General features: G+C 72.0%; 14 protein-coding genes. 5 read left to right on the forward strand and 9 right to left on the reverse strand.

Annotated features, from left to right (window positions below):
• Positions 1-162: 162 nt before the first annotated feature.
• Both CHC05_RS19665 and CHC05_RS19670 read left to right on the forward strand, forming a co-directional pair.
• Positions 163-1,179 (forward strand): hypothetical protein, encoded by a 1,017-nt coding sequence (locus CHC05_RS19665; protein ID WP_144022679.1) that lies wholly within the window; start codon positions 163-165, stop codon positions 1,177-1,179.
• A 78-nt stretch (positions 1,180-1,257) separates the two neighbouring features.
• Positions 1,258-2,763, forward strand: a complete 1,506-nt coding sequence (locus CHC05_RS19670) for a multicopper oxidase family protein (RefSeq protein ID WP_218824603.1) — start codon at positions 1,258-1,260, stop codon at positions 2,761-2,763.
• Here CHC05_RS19670 and CHC05_RS19675 read toward each other — a convergent pair.
• Positions 2,760-3,677 (reverse strand): N-acetylglucosamine kinase, encoded by a 918-nt coding sequence (locus CHC05_RS19675; protein WP_089250876.1) that lies wholly within the window; start codon positions 3,675-3,677, stop codon positions 2,760-2,762. The genes CHC05_RS19670 and CHC05_RS19675 overlap by 4 nt on opposite strands.
• Positions 3,678-3,732: 55 nt before the next feature.
• Here CHC05_RS19675 and CHC05_RS19680 point away from each other — a divergent pair, with 55 nt between their 5' ends.
• Positions 3,733-4,449, forward strand: coding sequence for an SDR family oxidoreductase (locus CHC05_RS19680; RefSeq protein ID WP_089250878.1), 717 nt, complete (start codon positions 3,733-3,735; stop codon positions 4,447-4,449).
• A 6-nt stretch (positions 4,450-4,455) separates the two neighbouring features.
• Here CHC05_RS19680 and CHC05_RS19685 read toward each other — a convergent pair whose 3' ends face one another.
• The 8 genes from CHC05_RS19685 to CHC05_RS19720 form a co-directional block, all read right to left on the reverse strand.
• Positions 4,456-5,340: an ornithine cyclodeaminase family protein gene (locus CHC05_RS19685; RefSeq protein ID WP_089250880.1), complete on the reverse strand. Its 885-nt coding sequence runs from the start codon at positions 5,338-5,340 to the stop codon at positions 4,456-4,458.
• Positions 5,337-6,638, reverse strand: a complete 1,302-nt coding sequence (locus CHC05_RS19690; RefSeq protein ID WP_089250882.1) for a M1 family metallopeptidase — start codon at positions 6,636-6,638, stop codon at positions 5,337-5,339. The genes CHC05_RS19685 and CHC05_RS19690 overlap by 4 nt, the downstream gene beginning before the upstream one ends.
• Positions 6,623-10,540, reverse strand: a complete 3,918-nt coding sequence (locus CHC05_RS19695; protein ID WP_089250884.1) for a Pls/PosA family non-ribosomal peptide synthetase — start codon at positions 10,538-10,540, stop codon at positions 6,623-6,625. Before CHC05_RS19695 ends, CHC05_RS19690 begins: the two co-directional genes overlap by 16 nt.
• A 150-nt stretch (positions 10,541-10,690) precedes the next feature.
• Entirely contained in the window at positions 10,691-11,770 is a 1,080-nt protein-coding gene (locus tag CHC05_RS19700) for a glycoside hydrolase family 19 protein (protein WP_089250886.1), read from the reverse strand.
• Between the two features lie 89 nt (positions 11,771-11,859).
• Entirely contained in the window at positions 11,860-12,816 is a 957-nt protein-coding gene (locus CHC05_RS19705) for an STAS domain-containing protein (RefSeq protein WP_089250888.1), read from the reverse strand.
• A 65-nt stretch (positions 12,817-12,881) separates the two neighbouring features.
• The gene (locus CHC05_RS19710) at positions 12,882-14,810 is read right to left on the reverse strand and encodes a SpoIIE family protein phosphatase (RefSeq protein ID WP_245871059.1); all 1,929 of its coding nucleotides are present in this window, start codon (positions 14,808-14,810) and stop codon (positions 12,882-12,884) included.
• Between the two features lie 61 nt (positions 14,811-14,871).
• Positions 14,872-15,267: an STAS domain-containing protein gene (locus tag CHC05_RS19715; RefSeq protein ID WP_089250892.1), complete on the reverse strand. Its 396-nt coding sequence runs from the start codon at positions 15,265-15,267 to the stop codon at positions 14,872-14,874.
• A 95-nt stretch (positions 15,268-15,362) separates the two neighbouring features.
• Complete coding sequence (locus CHC05_RS19720; RefSeq protein WP_089250894.1) at positions 15,363-16,820, reverse strand: MFS transporter; 1,458 nt, start codon at positions 16,818-16,820, stop codon at positions 15,363-15,365.
• Positions 16,821-16,922: 102 nt separating this feature from the next.
• Here CHC05_RS19720 and CHC05_RS19725 point away from each other — a divergent pair, with 102 nt between their 5' ends.
• Positions 16,923-17,495, forward strand: a complete 573-nt coding sequence (locus tag CHC05_RS19725) for a TetR/AcrR family transcriptional regulator (protein WP_089250896.1) — start codon at positions 16,923-16,925, stop codon at positions 17,493-17,495.
• Between the two features lie 57 nt (positions 17,496-17,552).
• Complete coding sequence (locus tag CHC05_RS40820) at positions 17,553-17,729, forward strand: hypothetical protein (RefSeq protein ID WP_179266276.1); 177 nt, start codon at positions 17,553-17,555, stop codon at positions 17,727-17,729.
• Positions 17,730-17,783: the final 54 nt, after the last annotated feature.

A 17,783-nucleotide genomic window follows, 5' to 3' on the forward strand; every position in this document is an offset into this window, starting at 1 on the left:
GCACAGCCGATCCGGACCACGCGGAAGGTTCATAACCTCTCGTGCGTGGGATTTTCGATAAAGCTCGCCCCAGGGGTTCGCATCAGGGCGTCGTCGCGAGGAGTCCGGACCAGCATCGGCCCCCGCGCAGCCCGTGTGCACATCGGTGGTGGCCGGACCGGCGTGTCGACCGGCGTCGGGCCGGTCAGCTTTTACACCTCGTTGGGTGGTTCGCGTCGCGGTGGCGGCAGCCGGGGTGGTGGCTCCGCGCAGGCGTCCTATCAACGCCAGTTGGCGGCGCATCAGCGGCAGATCGCGCAGGCCGATCGCGCGGCAATGGCACAGCAACTGGCGGACGCCTTCCTGCGCATCCTGAACCTGCACCGGGTGGACTTCCCGAACGCCCAGCGCCCCATCGCACCTGAACCGAATCCACCTGACCGCGCGGCGATCTATCGGCACTATGAGCAGCACACGCTTGCCGGCGTCGGTGTGTTCAAGCGGGCGGAACGGGCCTCGGCCAAGCAGCAGGCCGCGGCCTGGACGGAAGCGGAAGCGGCCCGGCAATGGGCGGTGCTCAAGAGCCAACAGGCACATTGGCAGCAAGAGCTCGACCGGCAATGGCAGGCGTTGGTCAGCAACGACCCGGACTCGGTGCTGCGGACGTTGGCCGAGGCATTCGAGGACAACGAAGCCGCGTCTGCCGCCGTCGGCGTCGACGCGGACGAGGTGTCGCTGGTCGTGTTGGTACCACCGGCGTCGCAGGCGATACCCGAACAGATGCCGGGTCGTACGGCTGCCGGCAACCTGTCGATGAAGAAGATCACCCAGACCGACAAGGCCGACTTCTTCAAGCAGTTCGTCTGCGGGCAGGTTCTCGTCACGCTGCGGGAAGCATTCGCCGTGGCCCCGGGTCTTCGGGCTGCCAGGGTGATCGTGCTGCGAAACGACGGCCACGATCCGTACGGGCGACCCAACATGCCCTGTCTCCTCGCCGTTTCCGTGACTCGCCGAGCGCTGGAGGGAGTGCGGTGGCACGACGCTGATGCGATCGACATTCTCAACGCGGCCGCGCACGAGACGCTCATGGCCCAGAAGGGACGAAGCAAGGAGCTGAGCCCGCTCGACCTGACGGACGAACCCGACATAGCCGCGCTCATCGCCTCCGTCGACCTCGAGGAGCTCGGCGCCAGCACCTGAGAGTTCCTCGCCTGGGCGCTCACCACTCGACCGAATAGGTGACCCTGTGTGTCGTTACCAACACTTAGCGAGTTGGTCTTGGACACTCAGCGAGTGGACGGGTCGATGGTCAGCAGGCGCAACGTCATCGTCAGCGCGACAGCAGGGGTGGCCGCCCTCGTGGCGGCCGGAGCGGCGGGCGCCGCCCGCGGGAAGGACGCCGACGCGGCGCCACCCGCGGCCGCGCCGGCGACCGGGCATCCAGGTCACACCGGTCACGCGGTCCCGGTGGCGGCCCGGGCCGTCGCGCCCTTCAGCGTGCGCATGCCGGTGCCGAAGGTGCTCAAGCCACAATCCACCAAGGGCGACACCGACGTGTACGCCATCACCGCCAAGAAGGCCAAGGTCGAGATCCTGCCGGGTACGCGCACCGAGGTGCTGACGTACGCGGGGATGTTCCCGGGGCCGACGCTGCGGGTGCGCACCGGCCGCACGGCCGTCGTCAAGCACACCAACGACCTCGGCATGGGCACCGTCGCGCACCTGCACGGGGGCGTCACGCCGGCCGGCAGCGACGGGTTCCCGATGGACACGGTCGCGCCGGGCAAGAGCCGCGAGTACACCTATCCGAACCAGCAGCGCGCCGCCACCCTGTGGTACCACGACCACGCGCACCACATGGAGGCCGAGCACGTCTACGGCGGGCTCGCCGGCTTCTACCTCATCGACGATCCGGCTCAGGACAGCCTGCGCCTGCCCAGCGGTGACTACGACATCCCGATCATGCTGCGCGACGCCCGGTTCGACGAGAAGGGCCGGCTGGTCTTCCAACTGCACGACTTCGAGCACCGCAACACGATCCTGGCCAACGGCAAGCCGCAGCCGTACTTCCCGGTCGCCGCGCGCCGCTACCGGTTGCGCTTCGTCAACGCGTCCAACCTGCGCACGTTCACGCTGCGGCTCGGCAAGGACACCCAGGTCGCCCAGATCGCCAGCGACGGCGGCCTGCTCGCGGCGCCGGCGGCCGTGCGGTCGTGGCGGATGACGCCGGGGGAGCGGATCGAGGTCGTCGTCGACTTCAGCCGGTTCAAGGTCGGCAGCAAGGTCGTCCTGACCGACGCCGAAGCCGGGCCGGTGATGCGCTTCGACGTCGGGCGCTCGGCCACCCCCGACACGAGCCGCGTGCCGGACCGGCTCAGCACGATCCCCGCGCTGCCGGCCGCCACGGGCAAGCGGAAGATCGTCCTCAGCTTCGACCCCGTCAGGAACCGGTTCCTCATCAACGGCAAGCAGTTCGACCAGAAACGCGTCGACGCGGAGATCAAACGCGGCACGACCGAGATCTGGACGCTGACGAACGACGCCGGCAACTTCGCCGTGCCGCACAACTTCCACCCGCACCTGGTGCAGTTCCGGGTGCTGGACCGCAACGGAAGGCCGCCGGCCCCGGCCGAGGCCGGCGTGAAGGACACGGTCGCGGTCGGCCCGGGCGAAACGGTCCGTCTACAAGCGACCTTCGGCCCGTACACGGGCCGCTACGCCTACCACTGCCACATGATCGACCACTCCTCGAGCGGCATGATGGCGCAGATGAAGATCGTCTAACGCGGCTGGCCGGCCAGCTTCGCGGCGTAGAGGGCGGCGCCGACGACCGGTGAGTACAGGGGCTGACGAAGGTCGTACCGGTCGTGCAGGCGGGCTTCGAACTCCGTGCGCACCGCGGTCGCGTTGAACGTGCCGCCGGAGTACGAGACCGGCACCCGCTCGTCGGCGCCGAAGCCGAGCTGGATGCGGGTCGTGTCCACCAGCAGGGCGAGCTCCCGACCGGCCTGAGTCAGGATCGCGGCCGCGGCCTCGTCGCCACGGTCCGCGGCGGTGACGACCTGCGGGCACAGGCTCGCGATCCGGCCTCGGTCGCCCCGCCACCGGTTCATCACCACGTCGATCAGGTCCAGGTCCGTGGAGAGATCCAGGTGCTCGCGCAGCACAGCAAGCAGCGGGCCGGCCGGCGCCCGCCCGTCGCTCATGCGGGAGAACAGGCGCAGGCCGCGGGCCGCGATCCAGTACGCCGAGCCCTCGTCGCCGAACAGTTCGCTCCAGCCGCCGACGCGGTGGCGGCGTCCGGCCCGCTCGCCGTACGTCATGGATCCGGTTCCGCTGATGACGTTGATCCCGTCGGCGGCGCCCAGCGATCCCGACCAGCCGCAGACCATGTCGTTGTCGACGCGGTAGCGGTCGTGGCCGAGGACCTTCCTCGGCGCCGCCCGCAGGGTCGCCACGTCCGCGCTGACCTCGCCAAAGGCCGGCAGCCCCACGAAGGCGAAGTCGATGCCCGCCGGGGTGATGCCGGCCGCCGCGCAAACGGCGCCGACGCCCTCCTCGAGCACCCGGCCGACCAGCTCGATGCCCGCGCCGAAGTAGTAGGTGCTCGGGGCCACGCTCTGCGCCGCGACCGAGCCGTCCGGTCGCAGCAGGCAGAAGGCGGTCTTGGTGCCACCGCCGTCCACACCGAGGAACATCGCTCTCGCCTCCACTTGCCGTTTAGCCCCCATGATCCGGGGAAGACGCCCGTTCATGCGGATCGCAGGTTCGGTGGCTCTCGTGACTGGCGGTGGCCGTGGGTTTGGCCTGGCGATGGCCGAGGAGCTCCAGACCCACGGCGCCAAGAAGGTGTACGTCGGTGTGCGCAACCCGGCCGACGTCGACCACCCTGGTGTCGAGGCGGTAGCGCTCGACGTCACCGACACCGGCTCGGTCGCCGCTGCGGCCCAGCGGTGCGACGACGTGACGCTGCTGGTCAACAACGCCGGCACCGGAGCTCTCCACGTCGAGGGCACGGCCGACCCGGACATGATCAAGAGCATGCAGCGCGTGTTCGACGTCAACCTGTACGGGACGATCCGGGCGGCGCAGGCGTTCGCACCGGTGATGCTGCGTAACGGCGGCGGGGCGATCGTCAACGTCGTGTCCGACCAGGCGTGGTACGCCCGCCCCATCCTCGGCGCGTACGCGGTCAGCAAGTCGGCGGTCTGGAACTTCACCAACGCCCTGCGGGTCGACCTGCGCCCCAAGGGCGTCCAGGTGCTCAGCCTGCACGTCGGTTTCATGGACACCGACCTGGTACGCGACCTCGACGTGCCCAAGAACGACCCGCACCAGGTAGCCGCCGCCACCCTCGACGCCCTCGAACACGGCGACGAGGAACTGCTGGCCGACGACCAGTCGAAGCTGGTCAAGGGAACGCTGTCGACCGACCAGGGCTACTACCTGGACCCACCCGCCCTGGGCTAGGCACCCTCACGCACGGACGACGGCCTCGGCGACGACGAGGTCCTCCCACGCCATGCCGACGCTCTTGAACAGCAACGGCCGGTCCTGTGGGGGTTGAACCCGCCCGGTGACGACGTCCCGCATCGGCACCAGGTCGTCGGTCCGCAGCGCGCCGTCGCGTACCGCCAGGCAGACGTCGCCCGCTTCGCGCAGGGCGGTCGCGACGTCCTCGACGACGACGGTGGCCCGTGCGCACAAGGCGGCCGGGACCTCGCGGGCGTCCGGCTCGTGGGAGCCGACGGCGATGACCACGGCACCGTCCTGGATCAGGTCGGCGTCGAACAGCGGGGTCCGGGCCGAGGTGGCGCAGACGACGACGTCCGCCGCGCGCAGGACCTCGTCGGCCCGGGCGGTCCCGATGCGTACGCCGTCGCCTGCTCTGACCAGGTGCGTCACCGAGGCGAGCGGCACGACCGCGGCCAGCGTCTCGACGTGGCCGTACGCCTGCGGCCCGGCGCCGAACACGGCCACCCGCAGCGGAGCGAGCAGGCGCGACCGCACGGCGGCCACGGACACCGCGGGCGTCCGCAGGGTGGTCAGCGCGGTCCCGTCGAGCACCGCGCGCAGGCCGAGCGTCTCGGCATCGAAGAGCAGATACGACGCCTGGACCCGGGGCAGGCCCCGAGCCGGGTTGCCGGGTGCGACGGTCGCCACCTTGATCCCCGCGTACGCCTGCGCGCGTTCGGAGGGCATCAACAGGAACTCGCCGCCGCGCAACGGGACCCGATGCCGGGGGAGGTCGGCGCCCGGGTCGAGACCGGCGACCAACGCGGCCGCGAGAGCGTCGACAGCGGCGAGCGGCCCACACGCGGCGCGCACCGCGGAAGCGTCGAGCACCAGGGGCGCTGTCACAGCGGCAGGGCCGGCTCGTGCAGCCACGCCGTGAACAGGTCGTCGAGCGGCCGCGAGCTGTGGTGCTGCGCCAGCGCGGTGAACTGCGATGTCGTCACCGTGCCGTTCTGGTTCGTTTGCGTCCAGTCCCGGACCAGTGCGAAGAACGACGCGTCGCCGATCAGGGTGCGCAGGGCGTGCAGGGTCAGCGCGCCGCGCTGGTAGACCCGGTCGTCGAACATCCGCCGTACCCCCGGATCCGCCACCCGCAGGTCCTGAGGCAGTCCGGCCAGCAACCGCCGCGACCGGGCCGCGTGCATCGCTGCCGGCTCGCCGCCGGAGAGCTCCGACCAGAGCCACTCCGCGTACTTCGCGAAGCCCTCGTTGAGCCAGATGTGGCGCCAGTCGGCGACCGTCAGGCTGTTGCCGAACCACTGGTGCGCGAGCTCGTGGGCGACGAGCCGCTCCGATCCGCGCCGGCCGTCGACGTGGTTGGTGCCGAAGATGGACAGGCCGTGGGCCTCGACCGGCACGTCCAGCTCCTCGTCGACCACCACGACCGCGTATTCGCCGAACGGGTACGGGCCGAAGAGGCGCTCGAACGTCGTCATCATCTCCGGCTGCCGGGCGAAGTCGTGCGTCGCCGTGGCGAGCAGTCGCGGCGGGACGGCCGCCCGCTGGGGCACCGGGCCGGCGGCGAGGTCGACCTGCGCGTAGCGTCCGATCTGGACGGTCGCCAGGTACGTCGACATCGGCGCCGGCTGCTCGTACACCCAGGTCGTCCGGCCGGCGGCGGTGGAGCGGGAGACGAGCGATCCGTTGGCGACGACGGTGAACCGTGACGCCGTGGTCAGCGCGATCCGGTACGCCGCCTTGTCCGCCGGGTGGTCGTTGCACGGGAACCAGGACGGCGCGCCCGTCGGCTGGCTCGCGACGAGCGCGCCGTCGTCGAGCCGTTCCCAGCCCAGGTCACCCCACCGGCTCGGGATCGCTCGGGGCGCGCCCTCGTACCGCACCGTGACCGTGAACGGCCGGCCGGCCCGAAGCGCGGACGCCGGCCGGATCCGCAGCTTGCCGTTGCGATGGCTGTAGCGGGCCCGGGCGCCGTCGACCAGTACCTGCTCGACCTGGAACATGCCGAGGTCCAGGCTGAGCTCCGCCAGGGTACGGTCGGCCGTCGCGGAGATCGTCGCCCGGCCCGAGAGGCGCCCGGGCCCGGCCCGGTAGTCCAGCTCCAGGTCGTAGCGCGTCGTCCGGTAGCCGTCGTTGCCGTGCCTGGGCAGGTACGGGTCCGCGCCCACCTTCAGTCCGCTTGCCACGCGGAGATCGGGTTGCCCAGCCAGCGGCCGCCGCCGGGCACGGTCTCGCCGCGCATCACCAGCGACGCCGGCCCGACCGTGGCGTGCGCGCCCACCGTCGCGCCCGGCAGGACGATGCCGTGCGGGCCGAGCGTGGCGCCCTCCTCGAGAGTCACCTGGTCCATGCGCATGATCCGATCATGGAACAGGTGCGTTTGCACGACGCAGCCGCGGTTGACGGTCGCGCCGTCGCCGAGGCGGATCAGGTCGGTCTCCGGCAGCCAGTAGGTCTCGCACCACACGCCGCGTCCGATCCGCGCGCCGAGGCCGCGCAGCCACAGGCTCATCAGCGGCGTGCCGCCGACGGATCCGGCGAGCCACGGCACGGCGAGCACCTCGACGAAGGTGTCGGCCAGCTCGTTGCGCCACACGAAGCTGCTCCACAGCGGCCGCTCGCCGACCCGGAACGCCCCGACCAGCAGCCACTTCGCCGCGAGCGCGACCACACAGGCGGCGATGCCGGCGGCGAACAGCAGCGGTCCGACGAGGGCGATGGCGACGACGAACCCGTACGCGGAGGCCAGCGCGGCCAGACCGGCGAGGGCGAGCACCGCGAGCGCCACCGAGCTCATGACCGGGACGACCCGGCACACCTCGACGACGGCGCGGGCGAGCATCAGGCGGGCCGGCGGGTCGAACGTGCGGCTCTGGTCGCCGTCGGCCACCGCGCGCGGCACCTTCATCGGCGGCATTCCGAGGTACGAGCTGCCGGCCTTGGCCTTCTTCGGCGTCGCGGACAGCACGCCGACCAGCCCGCGGTTGGGCACGGCCCGGCCGGGCGCGGTCATCCCCGAGTTGCCGAGGAACGCGCGCTTGCCGACGCGGGCGGCGCCGATCCGCAGCCAGCCGCCGCCGAGCTCGTACGAGGCGACCATGGTGTCGTCGGCGAGGAACGCGCCGTCGCCGACGGTGGTCATCGCCGGCACCGCCAGCACGGTGGACGCCTCGACCCGGCGACCGACCCGCATGCCGAGGGCGCGCAGCCAGACCGGCGTGAACAGGCTCGCGTACAACGGGAACAGGCCGACCCGGGCCAGGCTCATGAGCCGTTCGGTCGCCCACGCCTGCCACGCGACCCGCCCGTGCACGGGGTGGTAGCCGGCCCGCAGGCCCAGGCTGAGGGCGCGCACGAGGGCCAGGATCAGCAGCGCGTACGCGGCCATCACGGTTACGGTCGCCAGCGGCACACCGAGCAGCGCCTGCCCGAGGGCCGTTTGGAGCGTCTCGGTGCCCTGCACGAACCGGCCGAGCACCAGCAGCCCGGGCACCGCCGCGAGCGCGGGCAGCAGACCCAGCAAGAACGAGGTCAGCCCGTACGCCACGGTCCAGCGGACCACGCGGTCGGGGCGCTGCTGCGGCCACCGGCGGGCGGCCCGACCGGACCGGCTCGCGGGCACACCGGCCCAGCGCTGCGCGGCGGGCACGGACCCGAGCACGGCCGACCCGGGCGCGACCTCGGCCCGCTTGCCGATCCGCGCGCCGGGCATCAGCGTGCTGCGGGCGCCGACGGTCGCGCCGGCACCGATCCGGATCCGCCCGACGTGCACGACGTCGCCGTCGACCCAGTGGCCGGACAGGTCGACCTCGGGCTCGACCGCGGCGCCCTGCCCGATCCGGAGCATGCCGGTCACCGGCGGCAGCGAGTGCAGGTCGACGCCGGCGCCGATCTTCGCACCGAGCGCCCGGGCGTAGTAGGTGATCCAGACCCCGGTGAGGTTGGTCGCCCCGCTGGCGGCCGCGAGCTGCTCGGCGGCCCACAGTCGCAAGTGGACACCGCCGCCGCGGGGATAGCTGCCCCGCCGCACCCCGCGCAGCAGCAGGCGGGCGCCGCCGGCCGCGATCGCGAGCCGGCCCGGGGGACTGATGAACAGCAGCCAGCCCGCCAGCACCCACCACCACGACACGGTCGGTGCCCACGGGTACGAGCCGAACATCGCGAGGACGTTGCTGAGCGCGGCCAGCGTCACGACCCAGCGCAGCCCGACCACGCCGAGCAGCGGGACCATCAGCGCGGTCTGGGCGACCCCGGTGCGCCTCGGCGTCGGCGCCACGGTGCGGGTGGCCGCCTGCGCGGCGGTGAAGTCGTCGAGCCGGCGGGCCAGCGCGCGCAGGGTCGGGTGCTGGTAGACGTCGCTGACCGACGCGCCGGGGAAGCGGCCGCGCAGCAGCGTGACGAGCTGGGCGGCGCCCAGGCTGGAGCCGCCGGAGGCGAAGAAGTCGTCGTCCGCACCGCCGGGCGCGACGCCGAGGACCTCGCTCCAGCACTCGGCCAGCCATGCCTCGGTGCCCTCCAGCCGCAGGGCGGTATCGGCGGCCTCCAGCTCCGGCAGCGGCCACGGCAGGGCGGCCCGGTCGACCTTGCCCGAGGTGCGGGTCGGCAGGCCGTCGACGACGGCGATCAGGGGCACCAGCGCGGCCGGCAGCGCGGCCCGCAGCCGCTCGACCGCGGCGGCCTTGTCGAAGTCGGACGGGGAGGCCGGCACGACGTACCCGACCAGGAGCTGGTTGCCGTGCCTGGTCGTGCGGACCGCGGCGGCCGCGGCGGACACGTCCGGCAGGGCCTGCAGCGCCGCGTCGACCTCGCCGAGCTCGATCCGGCGCCCGCCGAGCTTGACCTGCTCGTCGGACCGGCCGAGGAAGACCAGCCCCTCGGGCTCTGCCCGGACCAGGTCGCCGCTGCGGTACGCGCGCGTCCAGCCCAGCGACGGCATCGGCGCGAACTTCTCCGCGTCCTTGTCGGCGTCCAGGTAGCGGGCCAGCCCGACACCGCCGATCACCAGCTCGCCGATCTCGCCCATCGCGGCCGGATGCCCCCAGGGGCCTATCACCGCGAGCTCCCAGCCGTCGAGCGGCAGCCCGATGCGCACCGGACCCTCACCGGTCAGCTGCGCGGCGCAGGCGACGACCGTCGCCTCGGTCGGCCCGTACGTGTTCCACACCTCGCGGCCCTCGACGGCCAGCCGCTCGGCGAGCTCGGGCGGGCAGGCCTCGCCGCCGAAGATGAGCAGCCGCACGTCGTCGAGCGCCTCGGCCGGCCACAGCGAGGCCAGCGTCGGCACCGTGGACACCACGGTGATGCCCTGCTCGACCAGCCACGGGCCGAGGTCCATGCCGGTGCGTACCAGCGAGCGCGGGGCGGGCACCAGGCAGGCGCCGTGCCGCCACGCGAGCCACATCTCCTCGCAGGACGCGTCGAACGCGACTGACAGGCCGGCGAGCACCCGGTCGTCCGGCCCGAGCGGCTCGTCCCGCAGGAAGAGCCGCGCCTCGGCGTCGACGAACGCGGCGGCGGAGCGGTGGGTGACCGCGACGCCCTTCGGCTTGCCGGTCGAGCCCGAGGTAAAGATGATCCACGCGTCGTCGTCGGGACCGGGGCGGCGGGCCTTGCCGGTGGGCTCGCGGCGCGGGGTCAGCGAGCGGTCCGGCCCGAGGACGGCGACCACGTCCGCCTCGGCGAACACGAGCTCGGCGCGCTCGTCCGGGTCGTCTGCGTCCACCGGCACGTACGCGGCGCCGGCGGCCAGCACGGCGAGGATCGAGACGTACAGGTCGACGGTGCCGGACGGGACCCGGATGCCGACGCGGTCGCCGACGCCGACGCCGGTGGCGACCAGGCGCTGCCGGAGCTCGCCGATCTCGGCTTCGAGGGCGCGATAGCTGAGCTGGGTCGTGCCGTCGTCGAGGGCGTTCGCGTACGGGTGGCGCTGGGTGGTTTGGGCGAGAATGTCGAGAAGTGTGCGGGCCGGTGGGGCGTTCTCCGCGTTGTACAGGGCCCACGGCTCGCTGGGCGCGGCGGGCGGGTCGACGACGAGTGGCTCGACGGGTGCTTCGACCAGGTCGACCTCGGCCACGTACCCGCGCATGCTCCACCCTCCGCTGAACCGACCGAGAAGCTTAACGCGGGAGTGAACGCTTCCTGTCCCGTTGTAGCCGATCCGGTGGTTGGTATCACAGAGGTGGAATTGTCCCGGGACGATCGAACGACCGCCCCGGGACGCTTCCTGGCAGGGGTCTCAGCAGTAGAGGTTGTTACCGGCGGCGACACCGAGGATGCCGACGAACTGCTGGTAGCGGGTGACGCGGCTCTGCACCTGGGCGGGGTTGCCGCCGTTGCACTCGATCGAGCCGTTGATGCTGCGGATCGTCTGGCCGAAGCCGGCGCCGTTGACCATGGCGTTGTGCGCGGTCATCGTGCCGGGGCCGTTCTGGGTCATCCAGTACCAGATGCCGGTCTTCCAGGCGACCGCCGCGTCGTTCTGCACCAGCCAGGGGTTGGTCAGCAGCGGCAGCCCGAGGGCGTTGCCGGCGGCGTTGTAGTTGAAGTTCCAGCTGAGCTGGATCGGCCCGCGGCCGTAGTAGGCGGCCTGTCCGGCGGGGCAGCCGTACGACTGGCTCGGGTCGCAGTAGTGCGGGTAGTTCGCGGTGTTCTGCTCGACGATGTAGACGAGCCCGCCGGTCTCGTGGTGCACGTTGGCGAGGAAGGCCGCGGCCTCCTGGCGCTGGACGGTGGTGCTGCCGGTCCTGGCGAACGCGGGGTACGCGCTGAGCGCGGCGACCAGCCCGGAGTACGTGTAGAACGAGTTCCGGCCCGGGAACATCTGGTTGAACTGCGCCTCGCTGACCACGAATCCGCCCGTCGGTGGTGGGTTGGTCGGGCCGCCACCGCCGCACGTGTAGGGCTCCCAGTACCAGGTGCTGATGATCGGGTCGTAGCCCGGGTTGTCGTGCTCGGCGATGTAGTAGAGACCGTTGGTGTAGCGGACGATCGCGCCGGTGGCGTAGAAGGTGCCGGCGGCCCAGTTCGGGTAGTTGCAGCTGCCGCCGGGGTTGCCCGGGTTGCCGCCACCGCCGTCACAGGCGCCGAGGTCCTGCCACACGCCGGTGGTGCCGGGCGGGGCCTCGCCCTGCGTCCACCACTTCGCCTGGTAGTTGCGACCGTTGCGAGAGGCCTGGTTGCCGCCCCAGTAGACGGTCGAGGCCTGCCACGCGGCCGAGCAGGCGGCGGCCGACGCCGCGGTCGCGGGGATGATCGCGACCACTCCGCCGGCGACGACCATGGCCAGAGCCATGAGAACGGCACGCAGTCTCGACATGCGATCACTCCTTTCTGGAGGATGCCCCTGCATGCGGAACAGGAGCCACGGATCGATGTCCGTGACTGTAGCACTGTTCGTAAAGTTTCCTAATAGTTGACGACGACCCGCATTGCTGCCGACGCCGCGAGGGCCACGTCCGACCGGCTCGCGCGCTCTGCCGACGGGCGCGCGTAGTGGAACGAGAGCACCCCGATCGGAGCACCGGACGGACCGGCCAGCGGGTACGAGTACACGGACCTCGTGCCGGCGTCCCGCAGCGCGGCCAGGCTCCCGCGTCCGGCGAAGATCGGATGGCGGGTGACGTCGTCGATCTCGATCGGGCGGTTGAGCCTCAGGGCTGCCGCGCACGCCGTCGGGTCGTCGACGTCGACCTGGGCGAAGAAGTCGAGGAAGGCGCGGCCGAACCCGTGGTGCCCGACGATGTGCAGGCTGCCGTCGCCGGGCTCGACCCGCTGCACGTCCACCGCGGTGGCACCGGTGCTCGTCAGCGCCGCCTCCAGCACGGCCCCGATGAGCAGGGGGCGATCCGCGGTCGCGAGGAAGTCGACATCCGTCAGCGCGCTGACGCCGGGGTCGAGGCCCAGGCTCAGCGCGCGGCGGTCGTCCGGCGGCTCGACCCGGCGACGCGTGCCCGCCGGTGCCCGCAGCGTCGGGAGGTGTGGGCCGGCCCGGCGTATCCCGGGCAGCGGCACGACCGCGTCGCCGGTCAGCAACGCCAACGTGCCGGTCGCGTCGAGGACCCGTCCGATGACCCCGTGCACACCCGTCAACCGCAGCTGGCGTCCCTCGTGGGCCGCCACCCAGAATCCGCCGACCAGCACGCTGACGGCGCGAGCGTCCAGGAAGGTGGCCGCCGTGAGGTCGACCACGACGACCGGGGTGGGCTTCGCCAGCGCGGTCCGGATGGCCGCGAGCAGGGCCGTCTCCGCCGCGATGTCCGCGTCGCCGACGACCGTGACGACACCGTCGTCAGTGCAGGTGATCTCGACGGTCGCGGTCCGCCAGACGTGCGGACGCGGTGCACCCTCGCGCGGCGAAGCCATGGGCGACTCCCAATGTCAGGACCGCGACCATCCTAACTAGCCGCCACGCCGAGCGGCTTCGCCCTTCACTCGTCAGGGTCGGCGGTCAGGTGGGGGAGCCGCACGGTTTCCATGATCAGGTGGGCGGTGCTGCCGGGCGGCGCGTAGAGGCGCAGGTTCGCCCGGTTCGCGGCGCTGAGGGCGGCGACCCGATGGAGCGCGGCCACACCGATGCTGGCCAGGAGCGTCACGCCGGTCAGGTCCACGGTGAGGCTCCGCGTGCCGGAGGCGGTCGCGGTGACGAGCTGGACCTCGAACGCGGGTGCGGACTCGGCGTCGACGGCCCCGTCGACCCGGATGCGGGGTCCGTCGGCCCAGGGCTGTTCGAGCATCAACAGGGGGTCGGCGTCCGGGCGCGGGATCAGCTGGTAGTCGGTCACCATGCGCGCCGGCCTGGAGAGCCGATGGCGTACGGTCGCCCGCGTTCCGTGCTCGTCGTGGTCGATCACCACGGTGTCGGCCAGGTTCGTGGCCAGCGTCAGGCCGAGCCCGCGCCCCGGCGACGGCTCGTGGTCACGCCACCGGCCGTGGTCGCGGACCTTGGCGGTGACCCGACCGTCGCGGTGCAGGGTGGCGTTGATCGTTACCTGTGGCGGCCCGGTGCTGTCGACATAGGCGTGCTCGAGGGCGTTCGCGGCCAGCTCGTTGACGGCGTGCAGCAGCACCGAGACGTCGTCGTCGGACGCTCCGGCCGCGCCGAGCCACGCCGCGAGCTCGTGCCGGACGGTGGCCAGCACCCCCGAGGTGAGGCCGGTCGTCAGCGCGAAGTCCGGTGGTGGCTCGACCAGCTGCGCGACCAGCAGCGTGATGTCGTCCGCGTGTCCGGTCGCGCGGGTCAGCAGTTCCAGGCTCTGGGTGCAGACCCGCTCGGCGGCCGTGCCGGCGTCACCGCGCAGCGCCCGGTCGGCGGCCACGTTGGTGGCGACCTGGGCGAGCTCGACGGTCGACTGGGCCACCGTCCGGCCTGGACGTTCGAGGATCCCGTCGGTGTAGAGCACGACCATGTCACCGGGTGCGAGGCGGTCGCGGCGGATCGCCACGGGCTCCTGGTCCGGGTCGATGCCCAACGGCCCGGCCCCGGAGGCCGGCAGGTAGCGCCCGTCGCCGTCGCGGGGCAGGACCAGCGGTGGTGGGTGCCCGGCCGTGCAGTAGCCGAGCTCGCCGCTGGCCGGGTCGAGGACGGCGACGCACATCGTGGCGGCGAGCGCGCCGGGCACCCGGGCCGCCATGCGGTCGGTGGCCGCGACGGCCGCGGCGATGTCACCGGTGGCGGCGAGCCGTTCCTGGATGAGGATGCGCAGCTGCCCCATCACGGCCGACGCCGTCACGCCGTGCCCGACCACGTCGCCGGCGACGAGCCCGAGCCGACCGTCGGGCAGTGCGATGGCGTCGAACCAGTCGCCGCCGGCGGCCGTGTCGACGTCGGCGAGCAGGTAGCTCGCGGCCACCTGCACCCGTGGCAACACGGGCACGCCGGAGGGCAGCAGCTCGACCTGCAACGCGTGGATGACGTCGCGGGCCTGCGCGTACCGCTGCTCCGCCTCGACCGCGCGTTGCTGTGCCGCCCGCCGCGCGCGCACCTGCTCCGTCTGGTCGACCATCTCGACGATCAGCATCGCCACCTCGCCGTCGGGGGAGCGGTGCGGCCGCACGCTCACGTCGAGGAAGATCTCCACCCGGTCGGGTCGGTCGATCTGCACCCGCAGGTCTTTCAGGAACGCCGGCTCCGCGGTGGCGCGTACGTCGTCGAGAATGTCGAACACGTGCTGTCCGAGGGCTTCGGGAAACACCTGCCGGATCGGCATGCCGATCATCTCGGAACGCCCGGTGTACGCGCGGTAGGCGGCCGTGGCGGCGACGACCGTCAGCTCCGGGCCGGCCAACGCGACCACCATCGGCTGCTGGGCGTCGAAGACGGTCCGCACAGCCTCCGCGTCGCCGACCGTTCGCGACACCGGGTCACCATCGGGCATGTATTCGGCCTCCGCGACGAACCTACCCGCATCGCGGGGCGGGCTACCCCGCTTTCTGCGGCCGGTCGTCGCGCGACACCCGTCCGTGCTCCGTCGTCAGCAGCGTGAACACGGCCATGACCTCGAGCACCCGGCGTACGACCGGCTGGACGTTCGTGACGACCAACGAGGTGCCGCATTCCTCGGCGCGATGGTGGCCGGCGAGCAACACCCTGATCCCGGTCGAGTCGAGGAACGGCACCCCGGCCAGGTCCGCGACGACGACGGACACCCCGGGCCGCGCGACCCCGTCCTGGAGCGCGCCGTCGAGCTGCCAGGCGCTGTCGATGTCGACCTCACCGGCGACGGCCACGGTCAAGGTGTCCTGGTCCAGATACCGCTCGATGAAAAGCTCGAGCACCTCGTGCGATCCGCTGGTCATGACAAAACTGCCGATCATGGGACGTTCACCCGATTGATAGCGCTGGAGTGTGCCCCACGCACGCGGCCGTGGACATCCACCGGTACGACACCGGTGGATGTCCACACAGCCGCTTACTTGTTGTGGATCAGGTGTAGCTCCGCGGGCTCCGGCGGGAGGTCCTCGACCCCGGCGGCGACGGCCTGGTCGTGGCGGCGGCGCGCCGACGGCAGGGCCAGCGAGGCCAGGACCGCGACGAAGCCGGCGCCGGCGCAGACCCAGAAGCCGTAGGTGAACGCGTCGTCGGTGGGCAGGCCCTGCGGAGTGCTGTGCGACGTGATGACCGCCGCGACGACGGCCGTGCCGATGCTGCTGCCGATGGTCCGCGCGATCGTGTTGACGCTGGTCGCCTCGCCGGTCTGGGTGGCGGGAACGCTCTCGATGATGGCGTTGGACATCGCCGCGAACGCCAGGCCGATGCCGGCGCCGGTGAGGATGCCCGAGGCCAGCATCTGCCAGATGGCGCCGTGGCCGACGGCCGGCAGCGCGAACGAGACGACGACCAGGACGACGCCGAGGAACATCGGGACCTTCGGGCCGAAGCGGCGGTCCAGCAGGCCGGCGATGGGGCCGAAGACCACCATCGTGGCCACGGTGGGCAGCAGGAACAGGCCCGACTGGGTGACGGACTTGCCGAAGCCGTAGCCGGTGGCCGCTGGAAGCTGCAGCAGCGTGGGGATGAGCAGGAACGTTCCGAACATCGCGAAGCCGAGGCCCAGGGCCACCACGTCGGTCGCCCAGACGCCGCGCAACTTCATCAGGCGCATGTCGACGAGGGGCTCGCGTACCTTCCGCTCGACGAGGACGAACGCGACCAGGGCGACCAGGCCCACGACGAAGAGGACGACGGTCGAGGCCGCACCCCAGCCCCAGCTCTGGCCCTTGCTGATCGCCAGCAGCAGCGCCACGAGGGCCACGGAGAGGATCCCGGCGCCGAGGACGTCGAGGCGCCCGGGTGTGCGTACCCGCGACTCCTGGATGCCGAAGATCGCGCCGGCCAGGGCGACCGCCACGACGACCAGCGGCAGCCAGAACAGCCAGTGCCAGGAGAGGTGCTGGACGATCGGCCCGGCGGCGACGATGCCGACGCCGGCGCCCACGCCGAAGATCGCCGACAGCAGCCCGACGGTCACGCCGACCTTCTCGCGCGGAAGCTCGTCGCGGACGATGCCGATCGACAGGGGCAGGATCGCACCGGCCGCGCCCTGCAGCGCCCGGGCCACGATCAGCACCATCAGGTTCGGGGCGATCGCGGCGAGCAGGGTGCCGACCAGCAGGGTCGCGAGGACGCCGATGAGCACCCGGCGCTTGCCGACCATGTCGCCGAGCCGGCCGAGGATGGGCGTGAGGACCGAGGCGGAGAGCAGGTACGCGGTCAGGATCCAGCTCACGTCCGCGGTGGAGGCGCCCAGGTCGCGCCCGATGGTCGACAGCGCGGGCGCGACGAGCGACTGCAGCACGGCGAACGCCAGCCCGCCCAGCGACAGGTACAACACGAGCAGGGTGGAGTTGGCGCGGCGAGGCTCGGACATGGGCTCCCCTTGTAAACAACTGCTGACTTACCAGTATGTGCACGTCAGACCGCAAGTCAACGATGGTTTACATCACATCGGCGCGGTCGCTAGGCTGATCGGATGACCGCCGTACCGCGCCGCCGTGACGCGGCCGCCACCCGGCGGCTGCTGCTCGAAGCCGCCCGCCGCCGCTTCGCCCGCAACGGCTACGCGGCCACGACGGTCCGCGACATCGCCGACGAGGCGGGCGTGAACGTGGCCTTGATCAACCGCTATTTCGCGTCGAAGGAGGGCTTGTTCGAGGCCTGCCTGCGCGGCGTGGGCACCGAGCTCGGGGACGCGGTCGAGGGCGTCGACCAGGTGCCGCGGATCATCGCCCGGCAGCTTTCGGGCCAGCACACGCGCGAACACCCCAACCAGTTGTTGCTGCTGTTGCGGTCGTCGGGCGACACCCGGGCGGAGGAGATCAGGCTCGGCATCCTGCGCACGTTCGCCGAACGCCTGGCGGCCGCGGGCGGCTGCCCGGATGCCGACGACGCGTGCGTGCTGCGCGCCCAGGTCCTGCTGTCGGCCGCGCTGGGCCTGGCCCTGCTGCGCTCGACGACCACGATGGAGCCCCTGGGCTCCGCGGACGAGAACGCCCTGCTGCCTCCACTGCAGGACCTCTTCGACGCCCTACTACCGGGCCGCTGATTTAGCGCCACCGCGTTCTGGGTATGTCCACCATCGCCGGAAAGGTGGTGGTCCGTGATGAGAACGCCGAGCTGGAAGATCTACCCGTTCGTCGCCGCGGCGACCGCGGTGCTGCTCGCGATGGCCATCGGAGACAAGGTAGGCCGCGACGCGGCGTGGATGTTCGTGGTCGTCCCGCTGCTCGCGGTGGTCGCGGTCGCGTTGACCGTCCGCCGCGTGGGCCGAGGCACCTGAGAAATCGAGGCGTTCCGTTAGACAGCCGACACCATGACATTCATCGTGACGGTT

It is taken from the genome of Asanoa hainanensis, from assembly GCF_900188485.1.
Taxonomy (GTDB): Bacteria; Actinomycetota; Actinomycetes; order Mycobacteriales; family Micromonosporaceae; genus Asanoa; species Asanoa hainanensis.